This is a genomic window from Actinomyces urinae (genome assembly GCF_900119695.1).
Taxonomy (GTDB): Bacteria; Actinomycetota; Actinomycetes; order Actinomycetales; family Actinomycetaceae; genus Gleimia; species Gleimia urinae.
The window spans coordinates 94,741-113,795 of sequence record NZ_LT632546.1; the positions used below are offsets into that span (position 1 = coordinate 94,741).

Genomic DNA, 19,055 nt, shown 5'->3' on the forward strand with positions numbered 1-19,055 from the left:
TAACGGCATTTCATCGCTAGCCTCGTCTTGGATCCGTAATTATGTGGGATCGACGAGTTTATTAACGGTTCACAACGATACTGTCTTCGCGTTCCGGATGCAGACCTTGAGCGAGCGCAGGACGCAAAAGGCGGCTTCGGAAACCCGAAGCCGCCCTAGGCGAAAAACCGGATTGAGTCCTAAACGTTGAACTTGAACTCCACCACGTCGCCGTCTTGCATCACGTAGTCTTTGCCTTCCAGGCGTAGCAGGCCTTCAGCGCGGGCCTCCGCGATCGAGCCGGCCTTCACTAGGTCCGCGAACGAGACGACCTCGGCCTTAATAAAGCCACGCTCAAAGTCCGTGTGAATCACGCCAGCAGCCTGGGGCGCCGTCCAGCCTTTGCGGATCGTCCACGCGCGAGCTTCCTTCGGGCCAGCCGTCAAATAGGTTTGCAAACCAAGCGTGTCAAAACCAACTCGCGCAAGCTTATCCAAGCCGGATTCTTCCTGGCCAACCTCGCCAAGCATCTCGCGAGCCTCGTCCTCGTCAAGCTCCACCAGCTCCGACTCAAACTGGGCGTCCAAGAACACGGCCTCCGCTGGAGCAACAAGTTCGCGCAGCTCCGCCATTTTCGCCTCGTCCTCAAGGCCCTCGCTGTCCATGTTAAATACATAGATAAAAGGCTTCGCAGTCATCAGCTGGAACGACTTAACGATGGCCGGGTCAAGGCCAGCAGCCTTCATACCTGCGGAGATGAGTGTGCCTCGCTCCAGCATTTCGAGACACGCCTGCGCGGTAGACAAGTACTCCGGCTCAATGCGCTTGCCCCGCACTTCTTTTTCAAGCTTCGGTAGCTGACGTTCAAGGGTTTGCATGTCGGCAAGCATGAGCTCAGTTGAGACCGTCTCGATATCGTCCTTGGGCGACACTTTACCGTCGACGTGGACAACATCAGGATCGGCAAACGCGCGCGTTACCTGACAGATCGCGTCGGCCTCACGAATATTAGCGAGGAACTGGTTGCCCAAGCCCTCACCTTCGGAAGCACCCCGCACAATCCCCGCAATATCAACGAAAGACACAGTCGCATTAATGATCTTTTCGGACCCGAAAATGCCGGCAAGCTCTTTCAACCGTTCATCCGGGAGTGGAACCACACCAATATTCGGCTCAATCGTTGCGAATGGGTAGTTCGCTGCTAGAACGGTTGCGCGAGTGAGCGCGTTGAACAACGTCGACTTCCCAACGTTTGGAAGTCCTGCAATACCAATAGTCAAAGCCACGCCTATAGTTTAGGCCACGGGCGTTGATTAAAAAATTGCGAGGCAGGGCGTCCAAAATTTTGTCCGCCCCATCCGGTCTAATAGAACCATGACAACAATTGGCTGGATCATTTCTTTAATACTGCTGGTAGTCGGACTCGTTAGCGGATACTTTGCGGGCCGGTACGCCCAGCCGCGCCCGAGCACCCCCGAGAACGAGGGCGTAGCGCGTGACGCTTTGGCTTACCAGATTTCTAAAGAGCTAGCGCCGCTAAATCAGGCACTACATGCCATTGATGCGCGAGTTGGGCAAATGGATGCGGCGCAAAAGCATCAACTCGACTGGGTCATCTCCGAACTTGGTCTCAGCCAGAAAACCGGGCGCGAGGTTCTTGCCGCCACACAAAAGCTCGATACAGCGCTAAGGTCCTCTCCCACTCGCGGATCTTGGGGTGAGCTCTCCTTGCGCCGCGTGCTTGAAATGTCGGGCCTGACTAACCGCATTGACTTCCTCGAACAAATGCAGGTTGGCCCGGCGCGGCCAGACGTCGTTGTAAATCTACCGGGCGAGGGTGCTCTCGTAATCGACGCGAAAGTTCCCCTGGACGCCTACCTGAAAGCCATTGACGAGGAGGATTCGAGCGCTTTAAGAGCACATGCAAGCGCGGTGCGCTCCCACGTGAACCAGCTGGCAAACCGGCGCTACAGCGAGGTCATTGCTGGCTCTTTGGACCTAGTGGTCCTATACATGCCCTCTGAAGCGCTCATCTCTGCATCACTCGAAGCTGACCCTGCCCTTTTTGACGACGCCCTTCAAAAAGGCATCATTGTCGCTGGCCCCTCCGCCCTCCACACGCTACTGCGAGTGGTTGGATACTCGTGGGCAAAAGATTCCCTAGAGCAGGATGCGCGCGACATCCTTGAGCTTGGACGCACCCTCACCGAACGCATAAATGTGCTTGGCGAACACCTCGGGAAACTAGGCAGCTCCCTCCAATCCGCGGTTGAGAACTACAATCGCACCATCGGATCGTTCGAGAGCCGATTGGGAGTAACAGCAATCAACATCGCCAGCCTAGAGCGCTCCATCAAGCCTGCTCCTCGCCCCATAGACAAGGCCGCGAGAAGCCTGTCCTCATCCCAAGAATAACGGCGGGTAGCCGCGTCAGCAGGTGTGGTCCGGGCCCGGCGTGCGCCTACCCGTTGCGTCCTCCGCGTCAGCACCCTCGCGTTTTAGCGCCTGACGCAAGTTGCGTGGAAGCGCGAACGTGATCGTCTCGGTGCGCGTACGCACTTCCTCAACCTCACCAAACCCAAGTGACTGTAGCCGCTCAATCACTTCGCGCACCAAAATGTCCGGCACCGAAGCACCCGATGTAATACCAACCGTTTCAACGCCTTCCAGCCACGCCAGATCCAGTTCGGCGGCCTCATCGATCCGGTAGGCCGACTTCGCTCCCGCATCCAGTGCCACCTCAACCAAACGCACCGAATTCGAAGAATTTGCCGAGCCCACCACAATCATCAAATCAGCCTGTGGCGCGATAGTCTTTACAACCTCTTGCCGGTTCTGCGTTGCATAACAAATGTCATCCGACGGCGGGTCCATCAAAACCGGGAAGCGCTCGCGCAGCCTGCGCACCGTCTCCATCGTCTCATCGACCGAAAGCGTGGTTTGAGACAGCCACACCACCTTGTTCGGGTCACGCACCGTCACGTTATCCACTTCATCCGGCGTGCCCACAATCTGAATGTGATCCGGAGCCTCACCGTAAGTGCCCTCAACTTCCTCGTGCCCCTCGTGGCCAACAAGAATGATGTCGTAATCCTGCTTCGCGAAGCGTACAGCCTCCTTATGCACCTTCGTAACCAGCGGACACGTTGCATCAATCGTGGAAAGCCCGCGCTGCGCTGCCTCTTCATGCACCTGCGGGGACACGCCGTGCGCGGAAAACACCACGCGCGCCCCCTCGGGCACCTCATGTGTTTCTTCCACAAAAATCGCGCCGCGACGAGACAGGGTCTCTACCACGTAGCGGTTATGCACAATTTCTTTACGCACGTAGATCGGCGGACCGTATAAGTCCAAAGCCTTCTCCACCGCATCTACCGCACGGTCCACGCCCGCGCAGTATCCGCGCGGGGAGGCCAACAAAATTCTTTTACCGAATACGTCACTCACGCCTCTAAGATAGCCGCAAACTGGCGAACTTGCCGCCCGTAACAAACTGAAACAATTTATGTCCCACGTGTTTCGTAAACTAGAAGGTAGCAACACAACTTAGCGCTAGTGGGCGCTCACAGGGGGAAGCATGGAAGTTAGGACCACGCCGGGCCGCGGCGCGGACAAACCAGCGCTTGCAAAAGTAGCGCGCGAAACCACTCGGGAAAACCCGTGGCCTCTCGCCCTGCTCTCTAAGAACATGAAGCAGTACATTGACCGCATGTCCGCCCTGTGGGTTGAAGGCCAAATCGTTCAACTCAACGAGCGCCCCTCCACCCGCATGTCGTTCCTGACCATCAGAGACGTAGATGAGGACGTCTCAATGGATGTAACGGTTTTTGGCGGAGTCCTTCAAAAAACGGGCGGAGCTGTCCAAGCGGGTACACGCGTAGTTGCATACGTAAAACCCACGTTCTGGGAACGCTCTGGGCGGCTCAACCTGCAAGCTAGCGAAATTCACCCGGTTGGAGTTGGCGACCTACTGGCACAGATCGAGCAACTGCGCCAGAAACTGCAAACCGAGGGCCTGTTCAACGCCGAACACAAGAAGCTTCTACCTTTTCTTCCTCGCACCATCGGCCTCATTTGCGGGCGAAACGCGAAAGCTAAAGACGACGTGCTTGTGAACGCTATGGCGCGTTGGCCCGGCGCACGCTTCGAAATCCGCGAAGTACTCGTACAAGGCCCCAACTGTCCTCCCGAAGTTAGTGCAGCCATCGCAGAGCTCGATGCGATTGAAACCGTGGACGTCATCATCGTTGCGCGCGGAGGTGGATCTGTTGAAGACCTGCTTCCCTTTTCCGATGAGCGCATCATCCGAGCCGCATTCAAAGCTAACAAGCCCGTAGTTTCGGCAATCGGGCACGAGGGTGACGCTCCTCTGTTGGACCTCGTTGCAGACGTGCGCGCCTCCACTCCAACCGACGCCGCGCGTAAAGTCGTGCCCGATCTGAAAGAAGAACACGCAAATCTCGCGCACGCGTTGGAAAGCATTCGCTCACGGGCGCAGATGCAGATCAAGCGCGAGAGCGAGTACCTCAACCTGTTAAAAGACAGGCCCGTGTTGAAAGAGCCAACCGGCTCTCTACAGATCTACAAGACTGGGCTAACTCAGGCGGTTACGAACATGCGCCACTTTGTGAGTGCGCGCATCGACCGCGAGCGCGCTGGCCTTGTTGAGGCAGCCGCGACCTTGCGAGCGCTCTCACCGCAGGCCACTTTGGAGCGTGGTTACTCGATTGTTAAAGCTCCCGGCGTTGGCCTTGTTAAAGACTCTGCGAGTGTGAAGAAGGGTGACATTTTGGAAATTATGCTTGCCCGTGGCTCCATGATCGCAACCGTGTTTGGAACCCAGCCCGCGCATGGGGTGGATGAAGCGGACCAGTCTGCAAAATCAGATTCCCCCACAACGAACTAGATACTTCACAAAAGAGGAGAGAGAAAATGGATAAGGAAAAGTTGATTGACCCCGGTCAGCTTTCATACGAACAGGCCCGCGATGAGCTGGTACAGATTGTGAAGATGCTTGAAAGCGGGAAAACTCCGCTGGAGGAGACGCTTACTCTTTGGGAGCGCGGTGAAGCTCTTGCCGCACGCTGTCATGCTGTTTTGAGCGCTGCAGAACAGCGCATTGAACAAGCCCGCGCCGACTCGTCCCCCGCTCATGAAACTACGGCAGAATAGCGAAGGCTCACCACGGTAAGAGCTCAAAACCTCCGGATACCGGGCAGTACCCAACGGTTCCCTCATCTGCGATCGGCATACGTTCAGAGATCGAAAGGGCCAAACCGCGCCCAGGGTGAACATATAAACTGAGATCAAAATCTCGAGAGTATGGAAGTCCAATGATTAATCCAAACGCACTGATAATCGGCGAAGCCCTGGTGGACATTGTTGTTCCCCAGCGCGGTGAGTCAAAAGAAATTCCTGGCGGGTCTCCCGCAAACGTTGCTCTTACACTCGGCCGGCTTGACCGCAATGCTCGCCTACTCACGTGGCTGGGCTCAGATGCGCGCGGCCAGCTCGTGCGCAAGCACCTGGAAGAGTCCAACGTGGTCGTATCAGAAGAGTCGATGCGTGCCGAAAAGACCTCTACCGCTCTAGCCAGGCTCGACGAAACAGGCGCCGCAACCTACACGTTCGACATCGAGTGGAAGCTACCCGAGTGCGAGATCGGTGACGATACCGTGGTTGTACACTCCGGCTCTATTGCCGCAACCCTGGAACCGGGCGGTAGCGATGTCGTGCGGCTTTTGGAAGGAGCGCGCGAAGTAGCCACCGTAACCTACGATCCCAACGCACGGCCTACCATCATGGGAGATCCCGCTAAGGCATACGAACGCATCAAGGAATGCGTCCGCCTGGCTGACGTAGTAAAAATGTCCGACGAAGACGCTGAGTGGCTAACTGGAAACTCCGACATAGACCAGGTGGCCCGCGAATGGTTAGAGCTGGGGCCCGCCCTGGTAGTTGTAACCAGAGGTGGCGAGGGCGTAAGCGCATACTTCGGCGACGAAGCTGTACACCTTCCCGCAGCCGATGTGAAGGTAGTGGACACGGTTGGAGCAGGAGACTCGTTCATGGGCGGACTCATCGATGCGCTCTGGAGCGAAAACCTGCTGGGAGCAAACAATCGTTACGCACTTGCTCACATTGATCGCGAATGCGTTATTCGCATGCTTGGCCGAGCAGGGTCGATATCTGCGATCACGGTGTCACGTGCCGGCGCAAACCCGCCGTGGAAGAAAGAACTCATCTAATCCACCAAGTAGATAGGGCAACACAAAACGGCGGTTCAGATTTGAACCGCCGTTTCCATATGGGTGTATCTGCTCAAATGCAACGAGCTTAAGACCGTTACTGACTGAACTAGTGGGTTTCGATCTCGCGGGAGCGGAACACTTCTCGCGCAGCTTCGGTTTCTTCTGGCGTTGGAGGCTCTACGTCTTCCAACTCGTATTCCATGCCAAGCGCGTCCCACTTGTCTCGCGCCATCTGGTGGAACGGTAGTACCTCAACACGTTCAACATTGGGCCAGCCTGCCACGATGTCCGCCACGGCCTCGATGTTCTCTTTTTTGTCCGTAAGCCCGGGAACTAGCACAAAACGGACCCACACCCTTTTGCCAAGCTCCGCGAGCCTATTGCCAAACGCGATAGTGGGCTCTAGTTGCGCCTTGGTGGTTTTGAAGTATGTCTCTTGATCGCCGGCCTTAACATCCAAAAGCACTAGATCAATATCTGCAAGCATGTCATCCGTGCAGTTCACACCAAGGTTGCCCGACGTGTCAATCGTGGTGTGGATCCCCTCCTCCTTGCACGCGCGAAGCAGGTTAGCAAGGAATGCGGGTTGCATGAGCGGCTCGCCACCGGAAAAGGTTACGCCCCCGCCAGTCACCTTGAAGATCGTCTTGTACCGACGCAAACGATCCATGAGGTCATCAAGCAGAACTGGCGTTCCCTTACGCATGTACAGCGTGTCCGGGTTGTGGCAGTACACGCAACGCAAAGGACAGCCCGAGAAAAACACAGTTGCCCGTGTTCCGGGCCCGTCCATTGCGGTCACAAGCTCCCACGAATGTACTGAGCCCAGCTTGCCTTCACGAACGGCCTGGAAATGTTCAGTTCGTTCCATGTGCGGGGCGACAGCGATACCGTTTAATCCCGCACCTTGCGCTCGGGGAACTTCATATTCCAAAGGATCGGGGCGGTACTCCCCCGTTGAACCTTCCGAGTAACCGGAAGATCCAGCAAGCGAAGCCCGCCCCGAAGTTACGTCACTCAATCTGCTTACATACCCGCGTGGAAGGTACGAGAGAGCACGTCGAGCTGCTGCTCGCGCGTAAGACGCACAAAGTTGACCGCGTAGCCTGACACGCGCACGGTGAGCTGCGGGTACTTCTCTGGGTTCTCCATTGCATCTTCAAGGGTCTCACGGTTCAACACGTTAATGTTGGCGTGGTACAGGCCCTCAACGCCGCCGGTCGCTTCCCGGTTTGCCTTCATCGATGCGAGGCGTTCATCAAAGCTCTTTACAGTCATTTTGTTAGTCCTTCTTGATAAAGCCGGCATCCATGATACCGACGAGGTTCTCAATCTGTTCTTCCAGGTTTCGTCCCAAAGACGAAGGAATGATCGTGTTGGTAAGCGAAATTCCGTCCAACGCGTCGGAGTAGTCGAGCTTGCCAACGGAAAGCATGGAAGCAAGCATTCCGTGTGTGTCTGCACCATTTTCTGGGTTTGCACCCGGCGCGAACGGTGTGCCGGCCTGGTGACCCGACGGGAACGAGCCCGTGGCCTTACCGTAAACCACGTTCGAGGTAATCGTCAGCACCGACTGGGTCGGGATTGCATTGCGGTACATCGGGATGGCCTTGATCTTCTCCATCACGGTGTGAACAATCGTTGCCGCAATGTCATCAGCACGGTCATCGTCATTGCCGTAACGCGGAAACTCGCCCTCGGTTACGTAATCAACTACGAGGCCAGTTTCATCACGCACGGGCGTGACCTTCGCGTACTTGATTGCCGACAGCGAGTCCGCAACGATCGACAGGCCCGCGATACCGCAACCCATCGTGCGGGTGATCTGCGAGTCGTGTAGCGCCATTTCCATAGACTCGTAGGCGTAACGGTCGTGACAGTAGTGGATGATGTTCAACGCCTCAACGTAGGTGCCGACCACCCAATCGAGCATTTGCTCGTACTTTTTCCATACCTCATCAAAATCCAGCGGACCATCGCCCTCAACCGGAGTATGGTCAGGCACAACCAGCTTGCCGGACACCTCGTCGCGGCCTCCGTTAATGGCGTACAGGAGGGCCTTAGCAGAGTTGACGCGAGCGCCAAAGAACTGCATCTGCTTGCCGACCTTCATCGGGGATACACAGCATGCGATAGCTGCGTCATCTCCCCAGCGGTCGCGGATCTGGTGATCCGACTCGTACTGGATCGAGGATGTCTCGATCGAGACCTTCGCACAGAACTTCTTGTACCCCTCGGGAAGCTCGGGGGACCAGAAGATCGTGATGTTCGGCTCGGGAGCCGGGCCGAGGTTCACCAGGGTCTGGAGCAAGCGGAACGAGGTCTTCGTTACGAGCGTGCGTCCGTCCTCGCCAAAACCACCGTCGGACCAGGTTGCCCAGTACGGGTCACCAGAGAAGATCTGATCGTAAGCTTCGGTACGCAGGAAGCGGACAATGCGAAGTTTGATAACAAGCGCGTCAATGATCTCTTGCGCTTCTTCCTCAGTGAGGATGCCGCGAGCGAAATCGCGCTCAAAGTAAACGTCGAAGAAGCCGGACAGGCGACCGAACGACATTGCGGCACCATCCTGCGACTTAACCGATCCGAGGTAGCCGAAGTAGGTCCACTGCACGGCTTCTTTAGCCGTTGAGGCCGGACGCGAAATGTCGAATCCGTACTTCGAAGCCATGCTCTTCAGCTTGTTCAAAGCTTTGATCTGCTCGGAAATCTCTTCGCGATCACGCGCCCAGTCTTCCGAGAAAGGCTGGTCCGCACAGCGGTCTTTGTCAGCCTGCTTCTGGGCGATCAGGTAATCAACGCCGTAAAGCGCTACGCGACGGTAATCACCGATGATGCGGCCGCGACCGTATGCATCGGGCAACCCCGTGATGATATGCGAGGAGCGAGCCGCGCGGATGCGTGGAGTGTAGATGTCGAATACCGCATCGTTATGCGTCTTCCGGTACTTAGTGAAGATCTTCTTGACTTCTTCATTCGGCTCTTTACCGGCTTCCCTGATGGCGGTTTCAACCATGCGCCACCCACCGGCAGGCATCATCGCACGCTTCAGCGGAACATCGGTCTGGAGGCCAACCACTACATCGTCATCCTCGCTGATGTAACCAGCGCCGAAAGCGTCAACGTCCGCAGGAGTTTCAAGATCAACATCGTAAACGCGGCGCTTGCGCTCTTCCGAGAGGTACTTCTCCTCAAGCGTCTGCCATAGACGCAAAGTTTTTTCCGTTGGGCCGGCTAGGAAGTCCGCTTCACCCAGGTAGGGGGTGTAGTTGCGTTGAATGAAGTCTCGGACATCGATTTCCCAGTCCCAGTTTCCGGTGTTGAAACCTTCCCACTCAGCAAAATCGACTTTTTCACGGCCAGCGTGCTCGTCGACGGAGACAAATGACATTAAACACTCCGATTTCGATTATTTGACTTTCTCTTCACCAACAACGATACCTAACGTGATCACTGATTGGTCGGACATATATGTAAACTTGCTCACTTAACCACCCAAGCTCGTATTTTCTGCACAAACGCAACAAAAAATACAGGTAGCCAGCAAAGTGATTTTACTTACCCAGACGGCGTTCGCGCTGCCCGAAGTCGCGGAGTGCGCGCAAGAAATCAACTCGCCTAAAGTCAGGCCAGTATGCCTCGGTGAAATAGAACTCCGAGTGCACTGACTGCCAGAGCAGGAATCCCGAGAGCCGTTGCTCCCCAGACGTTCTGATCACGAGGTCCGGGTCTGGAACACCGGCGGTATATAGGTGGTCAGTAATGTCATCCACGGTTAGGACATCCGCCACCTCGTCAATACTCAAACCCTTTTGCGAGTATGCGCGAAGCAACGCGCGAACAGCGTCGGTAATCTCGTGCCTGCCGCCATAACCGACGGCAATATTCACATCTAAAGACCCCGGTTCTCGGCCTTTTGCACAGGTTAGGCAGTCTTCAAGTTCGTCTCGAATATCATCGGGCAAGAGCGAGAGGTCGCCAACATATTTCAGGTTCCATCGCCCATCATCTGCCAGACGCCTAGCGGCCTCCGCAATGATTTTGAGGAGCGGGCGAAGTTCGGCTTCATCTCTATCTAAGTTATCGGTTGAAAGCATCCAGAGCGTAACGATCTTGATACCAAGCTCATCGGCCCACTCCAAGAACTCGGTGATCTTGTCAGCACCTTTGCGATGCCCGTAGGCGGTTGCATTGCCACCTTCCCGCGCCCATCTGCGATTCCCGTCGAGGATGACGCCCACATGCTTTGGCAAGCGCTCGGGAGTGAGTTCGGATACCAGCCGTTTTTCGTACAGGCTGTATAACAAACGGTTTTCCATCCCTCACTCCTTCAAAAAATGATTTTACGCTTGCCTTACCTCGATAGTAGATGAGGTTTGATCGGGATTGAAGATAATGCCTCCTTGACCACTAACTTACTCTCGCGTAACCTTAAGTTACTACACCGTAAGTTATGGAGCAGAAATGCAGCCTCACCCCCTTAGTGACACCGTCTTATCGGATCCAGATGTGAACTCGTCGCGGTCACTCACACCCCCCTCCATTAAGCCGCTGATGCGCGGTTGGATACACCTTGTCACGGCACCACTGGCGTTCGCCGCCGCCCTCGTCTTGCTAATCCTCGCCCCCACCGCGGGCACGAGGTGGGCATCGGTGGCATACCTCGTGTCTAGCCTGCTCCTATTTGGAATGTCCGCGCTGTATCACCGCGGAAACTGGGGCCCCAAAGCCAATGCTCTTCTGCGCCGGTTTGACCATTCGAATATCTTTCTGCTCATCGCCGGAACCTACACGCCAATCTGTGTGGCATTGCTAAGCCCGGCACAAGCAACCAAGGTGCTGCTAATAGTTTGGATCGGAGCCGCACTAGGCATTGGCACATCAGTATTTTGGCCAAGCGCTCCGCGATGGTTCACAACCCCGATCTACGTACTGCTCGGCTGGGTGGCGCTTTGGTACCTGCCAGACCTATGGCAAGCGGGTGGTCCGGCGGTTGTTTGGCTACTGGTTGCCGGTGGCATCTGCTACACAATCGGCGCCCTCGTGTATGGATTCAAATGGCCCGGGCCAAGCGCACGCGTTTTTGGCTTTCACGAGATATTTCACTCGTTCACGGTTGCAGGATGGGCAACTCATTGCGTTGCCGCGTTTATCGCGGTGCTGTCAGCTACCTAAACACAGGTTTACTTGCTAGAGTGATCACGTCTCGCGCCTGCGACTTGGAACTTCAACTTCCGGGTCGCGGCGTCGTTCGTTTTGTAGGGAGGGCCCAATGGCCGAAAAGACTTGGTTGACGCAGGAAGCATACGACCGGCTCAAGGAAGAGCTCACGCACCGTTCCACGGAGTTGCGCGCTGAGATTGCGCGAAAGATTGACGAGGCACGGCAGGAAGGCGACCTTAAGGAGAACGGCGGCTACCACGCTGCTCGCGACGAGCAGTCGATGAACGAGACGCGCATCCAGCAGCTTGAGAATCTTCTTAAAGAGGCCGAGGTTGGAGAGACGCCGGCTGATGACGGCGTCGTTGAGCTCGGCATGATGGTGACCGCGGAAATCCTGGGCGAGCGCACGGAGTTTCTACTCGGCTCGCGTATGACGGGCACGGGACTAGGGATCGAGGTTTACTCCCCTGATGCTCCTCTTGGCGAAGCCATCATGGGTGCTAAGAAGGGCGACACCGTCTCTTACTACGCGCCCAACGGAAAGGAAATCGCGGTGAAGATCATCGACGCCGTTCCGTACAAGGGCTAATGCGCACATAACGCACACATAAATATGGGCGTTTCTAGAAAATATTCCTAGAACCGCCAATATTTTTATCTGCTAGTCCGCTCTAGATCGCATTTTGACCTGGCGATACTAGGTAAGACGGCGCTCACCTACCTGATAGCACCTCTCTAAAGATAGGAGGACTACTCGGCGGATTCCTCACCATTTTTGGCCGGGGAGTCTTGTAGCACTGCCTTCACAGAATCTGATACTTGCTCGCTAACCTTCGAGTTATCCGCCTCTTCCTCGTCGGCCGTTTCTGCCGGCTCGGCTTCCGGATCGATGCGACGCATATTGGGATCGTAGGAGGTCAAAAGCTGTTCTTCTAAACTTCCGGGAGGCCCGCCCGCACGGTCATTGTCTGTGGCAAGATTCGGGAACTTGTCGTAACCATACAGGTACAGAATCGAAGTGTTGAGGAAGGCCAAAACCGGGACGGCAAATAGCGCGCCCGCAATGCCAAACAGGAACGAACCCGCCGCCACCGCGAGTAGCACCGCAACCGGGTGAAGCGAAACCGCGTTCGACATGAGCCACGGTTGCAACACGTTTCCCTCCAGCTGCTGAACCACCAAGATGACCACCAGCATGAACACGGCGGTCATGAGACCCTGATCAACCAAGGCGACCAACACGGCAATGGTGCCGGTGAGGAATGCACCCACGATCGGAATGAACGAGCCTAGGAAGACCAGAACAGCCAGCGGGATAGCCAGGGGAACACCCAGGAAGAAAGCGCCCAAACCAATACCCGTAGCATCAATAGCGGCCACGAGAATCTGCGCCTTCGCGTACGCACCGAGCGTGGTCCAGCCACGAACCGCAGCTTCGTGAAGCGGCACGCGCGCAGGCTCTGGCATGCAACGCAAGAACCAGATCCAAATCTTGCGTCCATCCTTCAACAGGAAGAACAGGACGAACAGCGCGATCAGGGCACCGGTGAACACATTACCGACCGTGGCCGTGATGGATAATGCCCCCGAAGCAAGACGTTGAGAGTTGTCTTGAACCGCATTTATGATCTCGTCATTAAGCGAATTTAAGTACTTATCAACCGCTTCACTCTCAATGGGAAGCGGCCCCGTCCTAAGCCATTCAGTTAGCCTTGAAAAGCCGTCTGTTGCGCGCGAAACCAGATCGCCAAACTGCGCAATAATTTGCGAGGAAGACAAAGAGATCAGGCCCGCCACAACCCCAATACCAATCAATAGACTGAGCGTGGCACTAGCAGCCTTTGGCATACCGAGCTTGCGGTGAAGCAGTCTATTAATCGGATCAAGCAAGACGGCGAGCAATAGTGCCAATGCCACCGGAATCGCAATGACCGTCACGTACGACAATCCATATGCGACAAGTCCCAGAGCAAAAACAACGATTACCATCCGCCAAGACCATGCGGCCGCAACCTGTAGCGGCCAGCTCACATGATCTTGCACTCGCCTATCCGAATGCGGAGCAGGCTCAATCCTCTCCACTCGTACAGGTTCGGGTTGGATCGACTCGCGAGCCCTCAACAGGGGTTCAGAAAAACGATCAAAAGGATCGCTCACTCGCGTGGCACGACGCTTGGCCATGTGACCTCCAAAGTCTTTATTTTGCCGTCAAGGAAGTATACCGCTTCCGCTGTTTTCAAGCACAAGCGGTCGCGGCATTTACCGCAGACATGTAAGTTGTGACCAGAAGAAAGGTATTCACATGGCTACCCATAGCGGAACTATCGTGGGCAGGACCACACCTGTTGCCTCCCACCTCGGAAATCATCCCGTTTTAAACACTCCCATAGAGGGCCCCTGGGATGAACCACATGAAGTGCTCTATGTAGGCATGGGATGCTTTTGGGGCGCGGAGCGCATCATGTGGCGCCTGCCTGGAGTAATTGCAACAGCTGCTGGCTACATGGGTGGCACCACAGAAAACCCCACGTATGACGAAGTGTGCACGGGACAGACTGGACACGCCGAGATCGTCCGTGTGGTTTACGACCCGCGCAAGATCAGCACCGAACAGATCCTGAAGGTGTTTTGGGAGAACCACGACCCAACTACACTCAATCGGCAGGGCAATGATCGTGGCACGCAGTACCGCTCCGCGATTTACTACACGAATGAGAGCCAACGCGAGGCTGCTCTAGCAACCCGCGACGCGTTCCAAAACGTTCTAGGCGAGCACGGCAAAGGGCAGATCACCACGGAGATTGTTAGTGAGGGCGAGGCCGGCACGTTCTACCTTGCCGAACGCTACCACCAGGCCTACCTGCACCACATTCCAAACGGGTACTGCAACCACGGACCAAACGGAATGAGTTGCCCCATCGGCATCGTTTAAGACGCGTCGCGTAACCAGCCACGCGGGCAAAACAAAGCGGCGGCCCTCGCCCAAAATGGACTGAAGGCCGCCGCTTCACCTATTGGTTTAACTAGCTGACTCGAACGACGTCAGTCACGAACACGAGCGTGTCTCCACCGCCAATGCCGGCTTGCGGAACACCCGCATCGCCGTAACCAAGTTCAGACGGAATCGACAGCACAACACGCGAGCCTTCACGAATACCGATCAGGCCCTCATCCCAACCGCGAATGACCATGCCGATACCAACGGTGAAAGACAGCGGCTCGCCGCGATCATAGGAGTTGTCGAACATGTTGCCGTTCCAAACCTGACCGAGGTAGTGCGCATCGATCTGGTTACCAGGTGTGATGGGAGCCCCCGCCCCCTCGCGAATCACTTCAATATGCAGACCCGCGGGAGGCTCCTCGGTAAGGAACGCAATAGTGGGCTTGCGCAAGAAGTTATCGGATACTTTCAAAAATTCACTCATGGCGTCAGTCTACTTAATCTCCTGCAGCAGAGCGCAATATTGCCAGCAGACGCAGCACCTCAACATAAATCCACACGGCCGTCACGGTGATTCCAAAAGCCACACGCCAGGCGAAAACGGCGGGTACGCCGGCCTCGACGCCACGCTTTGCCACATCAAAATCTCCAATAAGGCTGTATGTGCCAATCACGATCGCGAGACCGCCTACAATCACCCCGAGGGGGATTCCTAGCACCGTGATGGATCCCAGGCCAAACGGCGTGGTTATAGCCCCCGTCCAGACCAAAACCATGTTCACCAGGTTGTATCCCAGCACCGAGAGAAGGCCAATCAACACAAAACGGTTTGTGCGCGAGGTGTAACGCACCTTGCCGGACGCGAACAGCGCGAGAGCCACCCCGATCACCACGAACGTTGCAATAACTGCCTGCAAAACGATACCCGGATACAGGAACTCAAACAGTAGCGAAAACGCGCCCAGCATGAGGCCCTCTGCAACCGCGTAAGCCGCAATCAGACCGGGGCGAATCGTCTTCGAGAAGATGTTCACCATTGCCAGGATGAGGCTGGCGATCATGCCGCCAAACACGAGCGGGACGGCAAGGGAAGGCGACATGCGAATCCCGAACCAAGCCACAACCGCGCCTAGAAGCACGAGGGCAAACATCGAGCCCGTCTTCACAATCACGTCGTCATAGGTCATGCGCCCGGTATTAACCGCGTCCGCGGCCGGAGCCCTGTAGGCGTCCTCAAACTGATCCATGGGCGCGGTACCCGGAGCGGTTTCCTGCGGGCGATGCGCTGTAGCGTGCGGATCAAATCGGCTCGACCCCGCATCTTGCATACCAGGGCGGCCCGGCTCGTAGCCCGGCATCGTTGGATATCCAGCGGGAGTTTTAGAAATCTCCCTATCGAGCTCTACCATCACGGGATTACCGCTCATATGCATCCGCTCCTAAATATAGCTGTCTCGTGAATTGCTATGAATATAACGAACTTTGCACGTGGCCGAAACATTTAACTGCCAACTTGGTACCCCCAGCCGGGCTCGAACCGGCACTCGGTCGATTTTAAGTCGACTGCCTCTACCAATTGGGCTATGGGGGCTCGCGCCCATTCTACGGGCAAAATGCCTGGTTACACCAAACGCGCCTGCCGGCCCCATTTCCAATAAACAACACGAAGCAGGTACAAACTGTTACAAATCGCACGGTTTCGCCCACATTTTAATCTTGTCCACTCATGGGGCGGGCAGATTTATTAGAGTCGAGGATAAGGTGTGTCTCGCGCGAGGCACCTATTAGCTGAAAGAAAGGTGAGCCGTATGTGGTCTGACGGCCGTAGAAGGCCCGGCGTCAACCCTGACCCCAGCATTAAACGCAGGTCAACACACAACCTGCCGGGAAACGTGGGAATGCAACGCCCCTTCGCACTCTCTTCGTCGCAGATTAGGCGAATCGAACGAGAACGCAACGCCGCTAGACCGCACGCGTCAAAGAGCGTCAAGGACCTGCCCAAGTCATTCGTTCGCTTCGTATCGGATGAAACGAAGGCGGGCATGCTCCTGGTGGTTGCGGCATTGCTGGCACTTGCTTGGGCAAACTCACCGATCGGCTTCATTTATGAAACCATGGCTAACTTCACCTTTGGGCCGCAGGCTTGGCACCTACATTTGCCGCTCTCCGCCTGGGCTGCAGATGGCGTTTTGACCATCTTCTTTTTCGTAGTTGGTCTTGAGCTGAAAACCGAGTTCGTAACCGGTGCGCTTCGAGACATTCGCGAAGCAGCTCTTCCCATGCTTGCCGCGGTTTTTGGCATGGTAGGCCCTGCTGTGGTGTACCTGCTGGTACAGATTTTTACAGGTTCCGAGGCGTTCTCGGGCTGGGCAATCCCCGCAGCAACCGATATTGCGTTCGCAGTGGCCCTCCTCGGAGTGTTTGGCAAAGGCATGCCCCCTGCGGCACGCACCTTCCTACTCACCCTGGCCGTGGTTGATGACCTCCTCGCAATCATCATCATTGCCGTGGTTTACTCCACTGATCTGAACTTCATTGCCCTCGGCATTTCGCTGGCACTCATTGCCCTATTCGGCTTCTTGGGCCAACGCCGCTACATGCACTGGTGGCTCCTGATACCGGTAGCAACAGTAGCGTGGGGCTTCATGCACGCATCCGGTGTGCACGCCACGATCGCGGGCGTAGCGATGGGCCTGCTGGTGCCCGCAGTCCGTAGGCGCGGCGAGCCGCAGTGGTCCCACCACCTGGCAGAAAAGATCAACCCGATTTCAGCCGGCCTTGTAGTCCCCTTCTTCGCGTTCTTTGCCGCTGGCGTGAACGTTTCGGAATCCGGCGGCATTGTAGAGACGCTTGCCGACCCGGTAGCAATTGGCGTCTCCCTCGGCCTGCCAATCGGTAAGCTGCTGGGAATCGCGGGTTCCGTTTGGCTACTAACCAAGTTCACGCGTCTGCGCCTGGGTGCCGGCGTGGATATGCCCGACATTGCAGCCATTGCAATGCTTGCCGGCATTGGCTTCACCGTGGCGCTACTGATCGCGGGGCTCGCATTCCCTGCCGATTCGGTTCACATTCCGCACGCCAAGATGGGCGTCATGATGGGTACTGCGATTGCGGCCATCGCGGGTGGTTACGCGGTGCACTACCGTGCTCACCTGCACGCGCGTGGCGCGGCCGCGAACCGCTTGCGCGCGCTCTCCTCGTAATCTGCTTAGAGGATCAACTAGATGATGGACAGCGCTATTCCATCGAGGATGTCGTGCTCCGAAACCCAGTTGCCGCGTAGCTTCGGATTATCCGATGCTGCGCGGCAAACTATTTGCCTCCAAATGAGCGCGCCGCCACTAATGACGTCTTCACGACCAGCCGGCATGTAGGGTAGCCTGGCAAGCTCATCCACGCTCGCATTGATCATGTAGTCGCAGGAATCCACCATCTGCTCAAGACTAAAGCGCGACGCATGCACGGCCTCTGGATCCCATTTTTCAAGCCCCAGGGCGTGGCAGGTAATGGTCGTAACCGTACCAGCAACGCCAACTAGCGAGTTCACCTGAGTGAACGGCACGGCCGCTGCGGCCTCGTCAATCAAGCTGTCAATCCACGCTACGGCCCCGCTAGTATCCGGGTTAGGGGCTACGATTTCGGGGAACTTCTCAGTGACGCGGACCGATCCCATGTTCATAGAGATCGCGCCTAGCACGCCAGCCTTAGCAGCGCCCGCCACGAACTCGGTGGAACCTCCCCCGATATCAATCACCATCACGGGATTTTCAGCTTCGTGCAAGCTCGAGACCGCGCCGGTAAATGAAAGTGCGGCCTCCTCGTTGCCCTCCACAACTTCTGGTTCAATCCCCACTGCGTCTTTAATGGCTGCGCGGAAGTCGTCGCGGTTTTGCGCATCGCGACTCGCAGACGTGGCCACAAATCGCAGTTTATTCACGCCGGCTTCGCGGCAGATCTGGGCATATTCCTTCGCCTGGTTAGCCGTGCGCGTAATCGCCGCCTCAGAGAGGCAGCCGGTGCGATCCACGCCCTCGCCAAGTCGCACGATTTCCATTGTGCGTAGGTCGTCAACAAACGAGCCAGCCTCCATGTGTCCAATCAGAAGCCTGATGGAGTTTGTACCGCAATCAATGGCTGCCACCTTGCCACCCTCGCGCCCCAGAAGCCACGGGAAGTCTTCACTCACGCGTCTGCTCCTTCAAAATCCGCGGGAGTTTGGCCAGGTAGGCAGGAACACTTCTTCTGGTCCCACAGCCCCATCTCCTCTAACTTGGCAAGTGTCCAATCTCCAATCGGATTTACGCCCGGACCAGCGGCAAGCGCGTGGCCAAGCAGGGCATGCAGACACTTCACGCGCTGCGGCATTCCTCCAGCCGAAAAACCACTGATCTCATCGACTTTCTCCACAGCATCGCGCGCCGCAATGTAGGCGAGGTGAGCCGTGGCGTATTCGCTACGCAGCTGCTCATCTTCGCCAAGACGCTCATTCAAATGCTCCATCCACTGATTAGACTCGAGGACGGAACACCCCTTCACAGCCGCAGGGTGAGTCAGGTAAAACATGGTCGGAAAGGGGCTACCATTTTCCAAACGAGGAGCAGTTGCTACCACCAGGGGAGCGCCGCAAACACACCTTGCTGCAATCCCTAAAACACCACGCGGCTCGCGCCCCAACTGAAGCTCAAGAATCTTCAGATCAACATCTTGCGTCTTGTCCAACG

19 protein-coding genes and 1 tRNA gene are annotated in these 19,055 nt (G+C 56.3%); 8 read left to right on the plus strand and 12 right to left on the minus strand.

Features of this window, described 5'->3' with window-relative positions:
* Positions 1-179: 179 nt before the first annotated feature.
* Positions 180-1,265: a redox-regulated ATPase YchF gene (ychF, locus tag BQ7114_RS00920; RefSeq protein ID WP_070620983.1), complete on the minus strand. Its 1,086-nt coding sequence runs from the start codon at positions 1,263-1,265 to the stop codon at positions 180-182.
* A gap of 88 nt (positions 1,266-1,353) precedes the next feature.
* Here ychF and BQ7114_RS00925 point away from each other — a divergent pair, with 88 nt between their 5' ends.
* On the plus strand, positions 1,354-2,394 hold the full coding sequence (locus BQ7114_RS00925; protein WP_052038928.1) for a DNA recombination protein RmuC: 1,041 nt from the start codon (positions 1,354-1,356) through the stop codon (positions 2,392-2,394).
* A gap of 15 nt (positions 2,395-2,409) precedes the next feature.
* Here the strand turns inward: BQ7114_RS00925 and BQ7114_RS00930 are convergent, their stop codons facing one another.
* The gene (locus BQ7114_RS00930; RefSeq protein ID WP_072340692.1) at positions 2,410-3,426 is read right to left on the minus strand and encodes a 4-hydroxy-3-methylbut-2-enyl diphosphate reductase; all 1,017 of its coding nucleotides are present in this window, start codon (positions 3,424-3,426) and stop codon (positions 2,410-2,412) included.
* A gap of 130 nt (positions 3,427-3,556) precedes the next feature.
* On the opposite strand from BQ7114_RS00930, the gene xseA reads away from it, so the two are divergent.
* The 3 genes from xseA (at position 3,557) to BQ7114_RS00945 (ending at position 6,227) form a co-directional block, all read left to right on the plus strand.
* On the plus strand, positions 3,557-4,885 hold the full coding sequence (gene xseA / locus BQ7114_RS00935) for an exodeoxyribonuclease VII large subunit (RefSeq protein ID WP_072340695.1): 1,329 nt from the start codon (positions 3,557-3,559) through the stop codon (positions 4,883-4,885).
* Positions 4,886-4,911: 26 nt separating this feature from the next.
* Positions 4,912-5,151 carry an exodeoxyribonuclease VII small subunit gene (locus tag BQ7114_RS00940; protein WP_070620989.1) on the plus strand — a complete coding sequence of 80 codons (240 nt, stop codon included), beginning with the start codon at positions 4,912-4,914 and terminating at the stop codon, positions 5,149-5,151.
* A gap of 161 nt (positions 5,152-5,312) precedes the next feature.
* Complete coding sequence (locus BQ7114_RS00945; RefSeq protein WP_072340698.1) at positions 5,313-6,227, plus strand: carbohydrate kinase family protein; 915 nt, start codon at positions 5,313-5,315, stop codon at positions 6,225-6,227.
* A 109-nt stretch (positions 6,228-6,336) separates the two neighbouring features.
* On the opposite strand, the gene pflA is transcribed toward BQ7114_RS00945, so the two are convergent.
* The 4 genes from pflA to BQ7114_RS00965 form a co-directional block, all read right to left on the minus strand.
* Positions 6,337-7,251 (minus strand): pyruvate formate-lyase-activating protein, encoded by a 915-nt coding sequence (gene pflA / locus BQ7114_RS00950; RefSeq protein ID WP_072340701.1) that lies wholly within the window; start codon positions 7,249-7,251, stop codon positions 6,337-6,339.
* Positions 7,252-7,256: 5 nt separating this feature from the next.
* Positions 7,257-7,508: an autonomous glycyl radical cofactor GrcA2 gene (gene grcA2, locus BQ7114_RS00955; RefSeq protein ID WP_034509318.1), complete on the minus strand. Its 252-nt coding sequence runs from the start codon at positions 7,506-7,508 to the stop codon at positions 7,257-7,259.
* Between the two features lie 4 nt (positions 7,509-7,512).
* Entirely contained in the window at positions 7,513-9,621 is a 2,109-nt protein-coding gene (locus tag BQ7114_RS00960) for a pyruvate formate lyase family protein (RefSeq protein WP_070620993.1), read from the minus strand.
* A 163-nt stretch (positions 9,622-9,784) separates the two neighbouring features.
* On the minus strand, positions 9,785-10,549 hold the full coding sequence (locus tag BQ7114_RS00965; protein ID WP_070620995.1) for an isoprenyl transferase: 765 nt from the start codon (positions 10,547-10,549) through the stop codon (positions 9,785-9,787).
* A 145-nt stretch (positions 10,550-10,694) separates the two neighbouring features.
* On the opposite strand from BQ7114_RS00965, the gene trhA reads away from it, so the two are divergent.
* Positions 10,695-11,405 (plus strand): PAQR family membrane homeostasis protein TrhA, encoded by a 711-nt coding sequence (gene trhA, locus BQ7114_RS00970; protein ID WP_083309454.1) that lies wholly within the window; start codon positions 10,695-10,697, stop codon positions 11,403-11,405.
* Between the two features lie 97 nt (positions 11,406-11,502).
* On the plus strand, positions 11,503-11,982 hold the full coding sequence (gene greA / locus BQ7114_RS00975; RefSeq protein ID WP_034509328.1) for a transcription elongation factor GreA: 480 nt from the start codon (positions 11,503-11,505) through the stop codon (positions 11,980-11,982).
* 161 nt (positions 11,983-12,143) lie between these two features.
* Here greA and BQ7114_RS00980 read toward each other — a convergent pair whose 3' ends face one another.
* Positions 12,144-13,574 (minus strand): AI-2E family transporter, encoded by a 1,431-nt coding sequence (locus BQ7114_RS00980; RefSeq protein WP_072340704.1) that lies wholly within the window; start codon positions 13,572-13,574, stop codon positions 12,144-12,146.
* 121 nt (positions 13,575-13,695) lie between these two features.
* Between BQ7114_RS00980 and msrA the strand changes: the two genes are divergently transcribed.
* Complete coding sequence (msrA, locus tag BQ7114_RS00985; RefSeq protein WP_072340707.1) at positions 13,696-14,325, plus strand: peptide-methionine (S)-S-oxide reductase MsrA; 630 nt, start codon at positions 13,696-13,698, stop codon at positions 14,323-14,325.
* A gap of 91 nt (positions 14,326-14,416) precedes the next feature.
* Here the strand turns inward: msrA and BQ7114_RS00990 are convergent, their stop codons facing one another.
* The 3 genes from BQ7114_RS00990 to BQ7114_RS01000 form a co-directional block, all read right to left on the minus strand.
* Positions 14,417-14,818, minus strand: coding sequence for an FKBP-type peptidyl-prolyl cis-trans isomerase (locus BQ7114_RS00990; RefSeq protein WP_072340710.1), 402 nt, complete (start codon positions 14,816-14,818; stop codon positions 14,417-14,419).
* Between the two features lie 13 nt (positions 14,819-14,831).
* Complete coding sequence (locus tag BQ7114_RS00995; protein WP_070621002.1) at positions 14,832-15,761, minus strand: Bax inhibitor-1/YccA family protein; 930 nt, start codon at positions 15,759-15,761, stop codon at positions 14,832-14,834.
* An 87-nt stretch (positions 15,762-15,848) separates the two neighbouring features.
* A tRNA-Leu gene (locus tag BQ7114_RS01000) sits at positions 15,849-15,925 on the minus strand.
* A 217-nt stretch (positions 15,926-16,142) separates the two neighbouring features.
* On the opposite strand from BQ7114_RS01000, the gene nhaA reads away from it, so the two are divergent.
* Positions 16,143-17,537: a Na+/H+ antiporter NhaA gene (nhaA, locus tag BQ7114_RS01005; protein ID WP_072340713.1), complete on the plus strand. Its 1,395-nt coding sequence runs from the start codon at positions 16,143-16,145 to the stop codon at positions 17,535-17,537.
* 17 nt (positions 17,538-17,554) lie between these two features.
* On the opposite strand, the gene BQ7114_RS01010 is transcribed toward nhaA, so the two are convergent.
* Entirely contained in the window at positions 17,555-18,520 is a 966-nt protein-coding gene (locus BQ7114_RS01010; RefSeq protein WP_326844857.1) for a Ppx/GppA phosphatase family protein, read from the minus strand.
* Entirely contained in the window at positions 18,517-19,053 is a 537-nt protein-coding gene (locus tag BQ7114_RS01015) for a DUF501 domain-containing protein (RefSeq protein ID WP_072340718.1), read from the minus strand. Before BQ7114_RS01015 ends, BQ7114_RS01010 begins: the two co-directional genes overlap by 4 nt.
* Positions 19,054-19,055 lie beyond the last annotated feature (2 nt).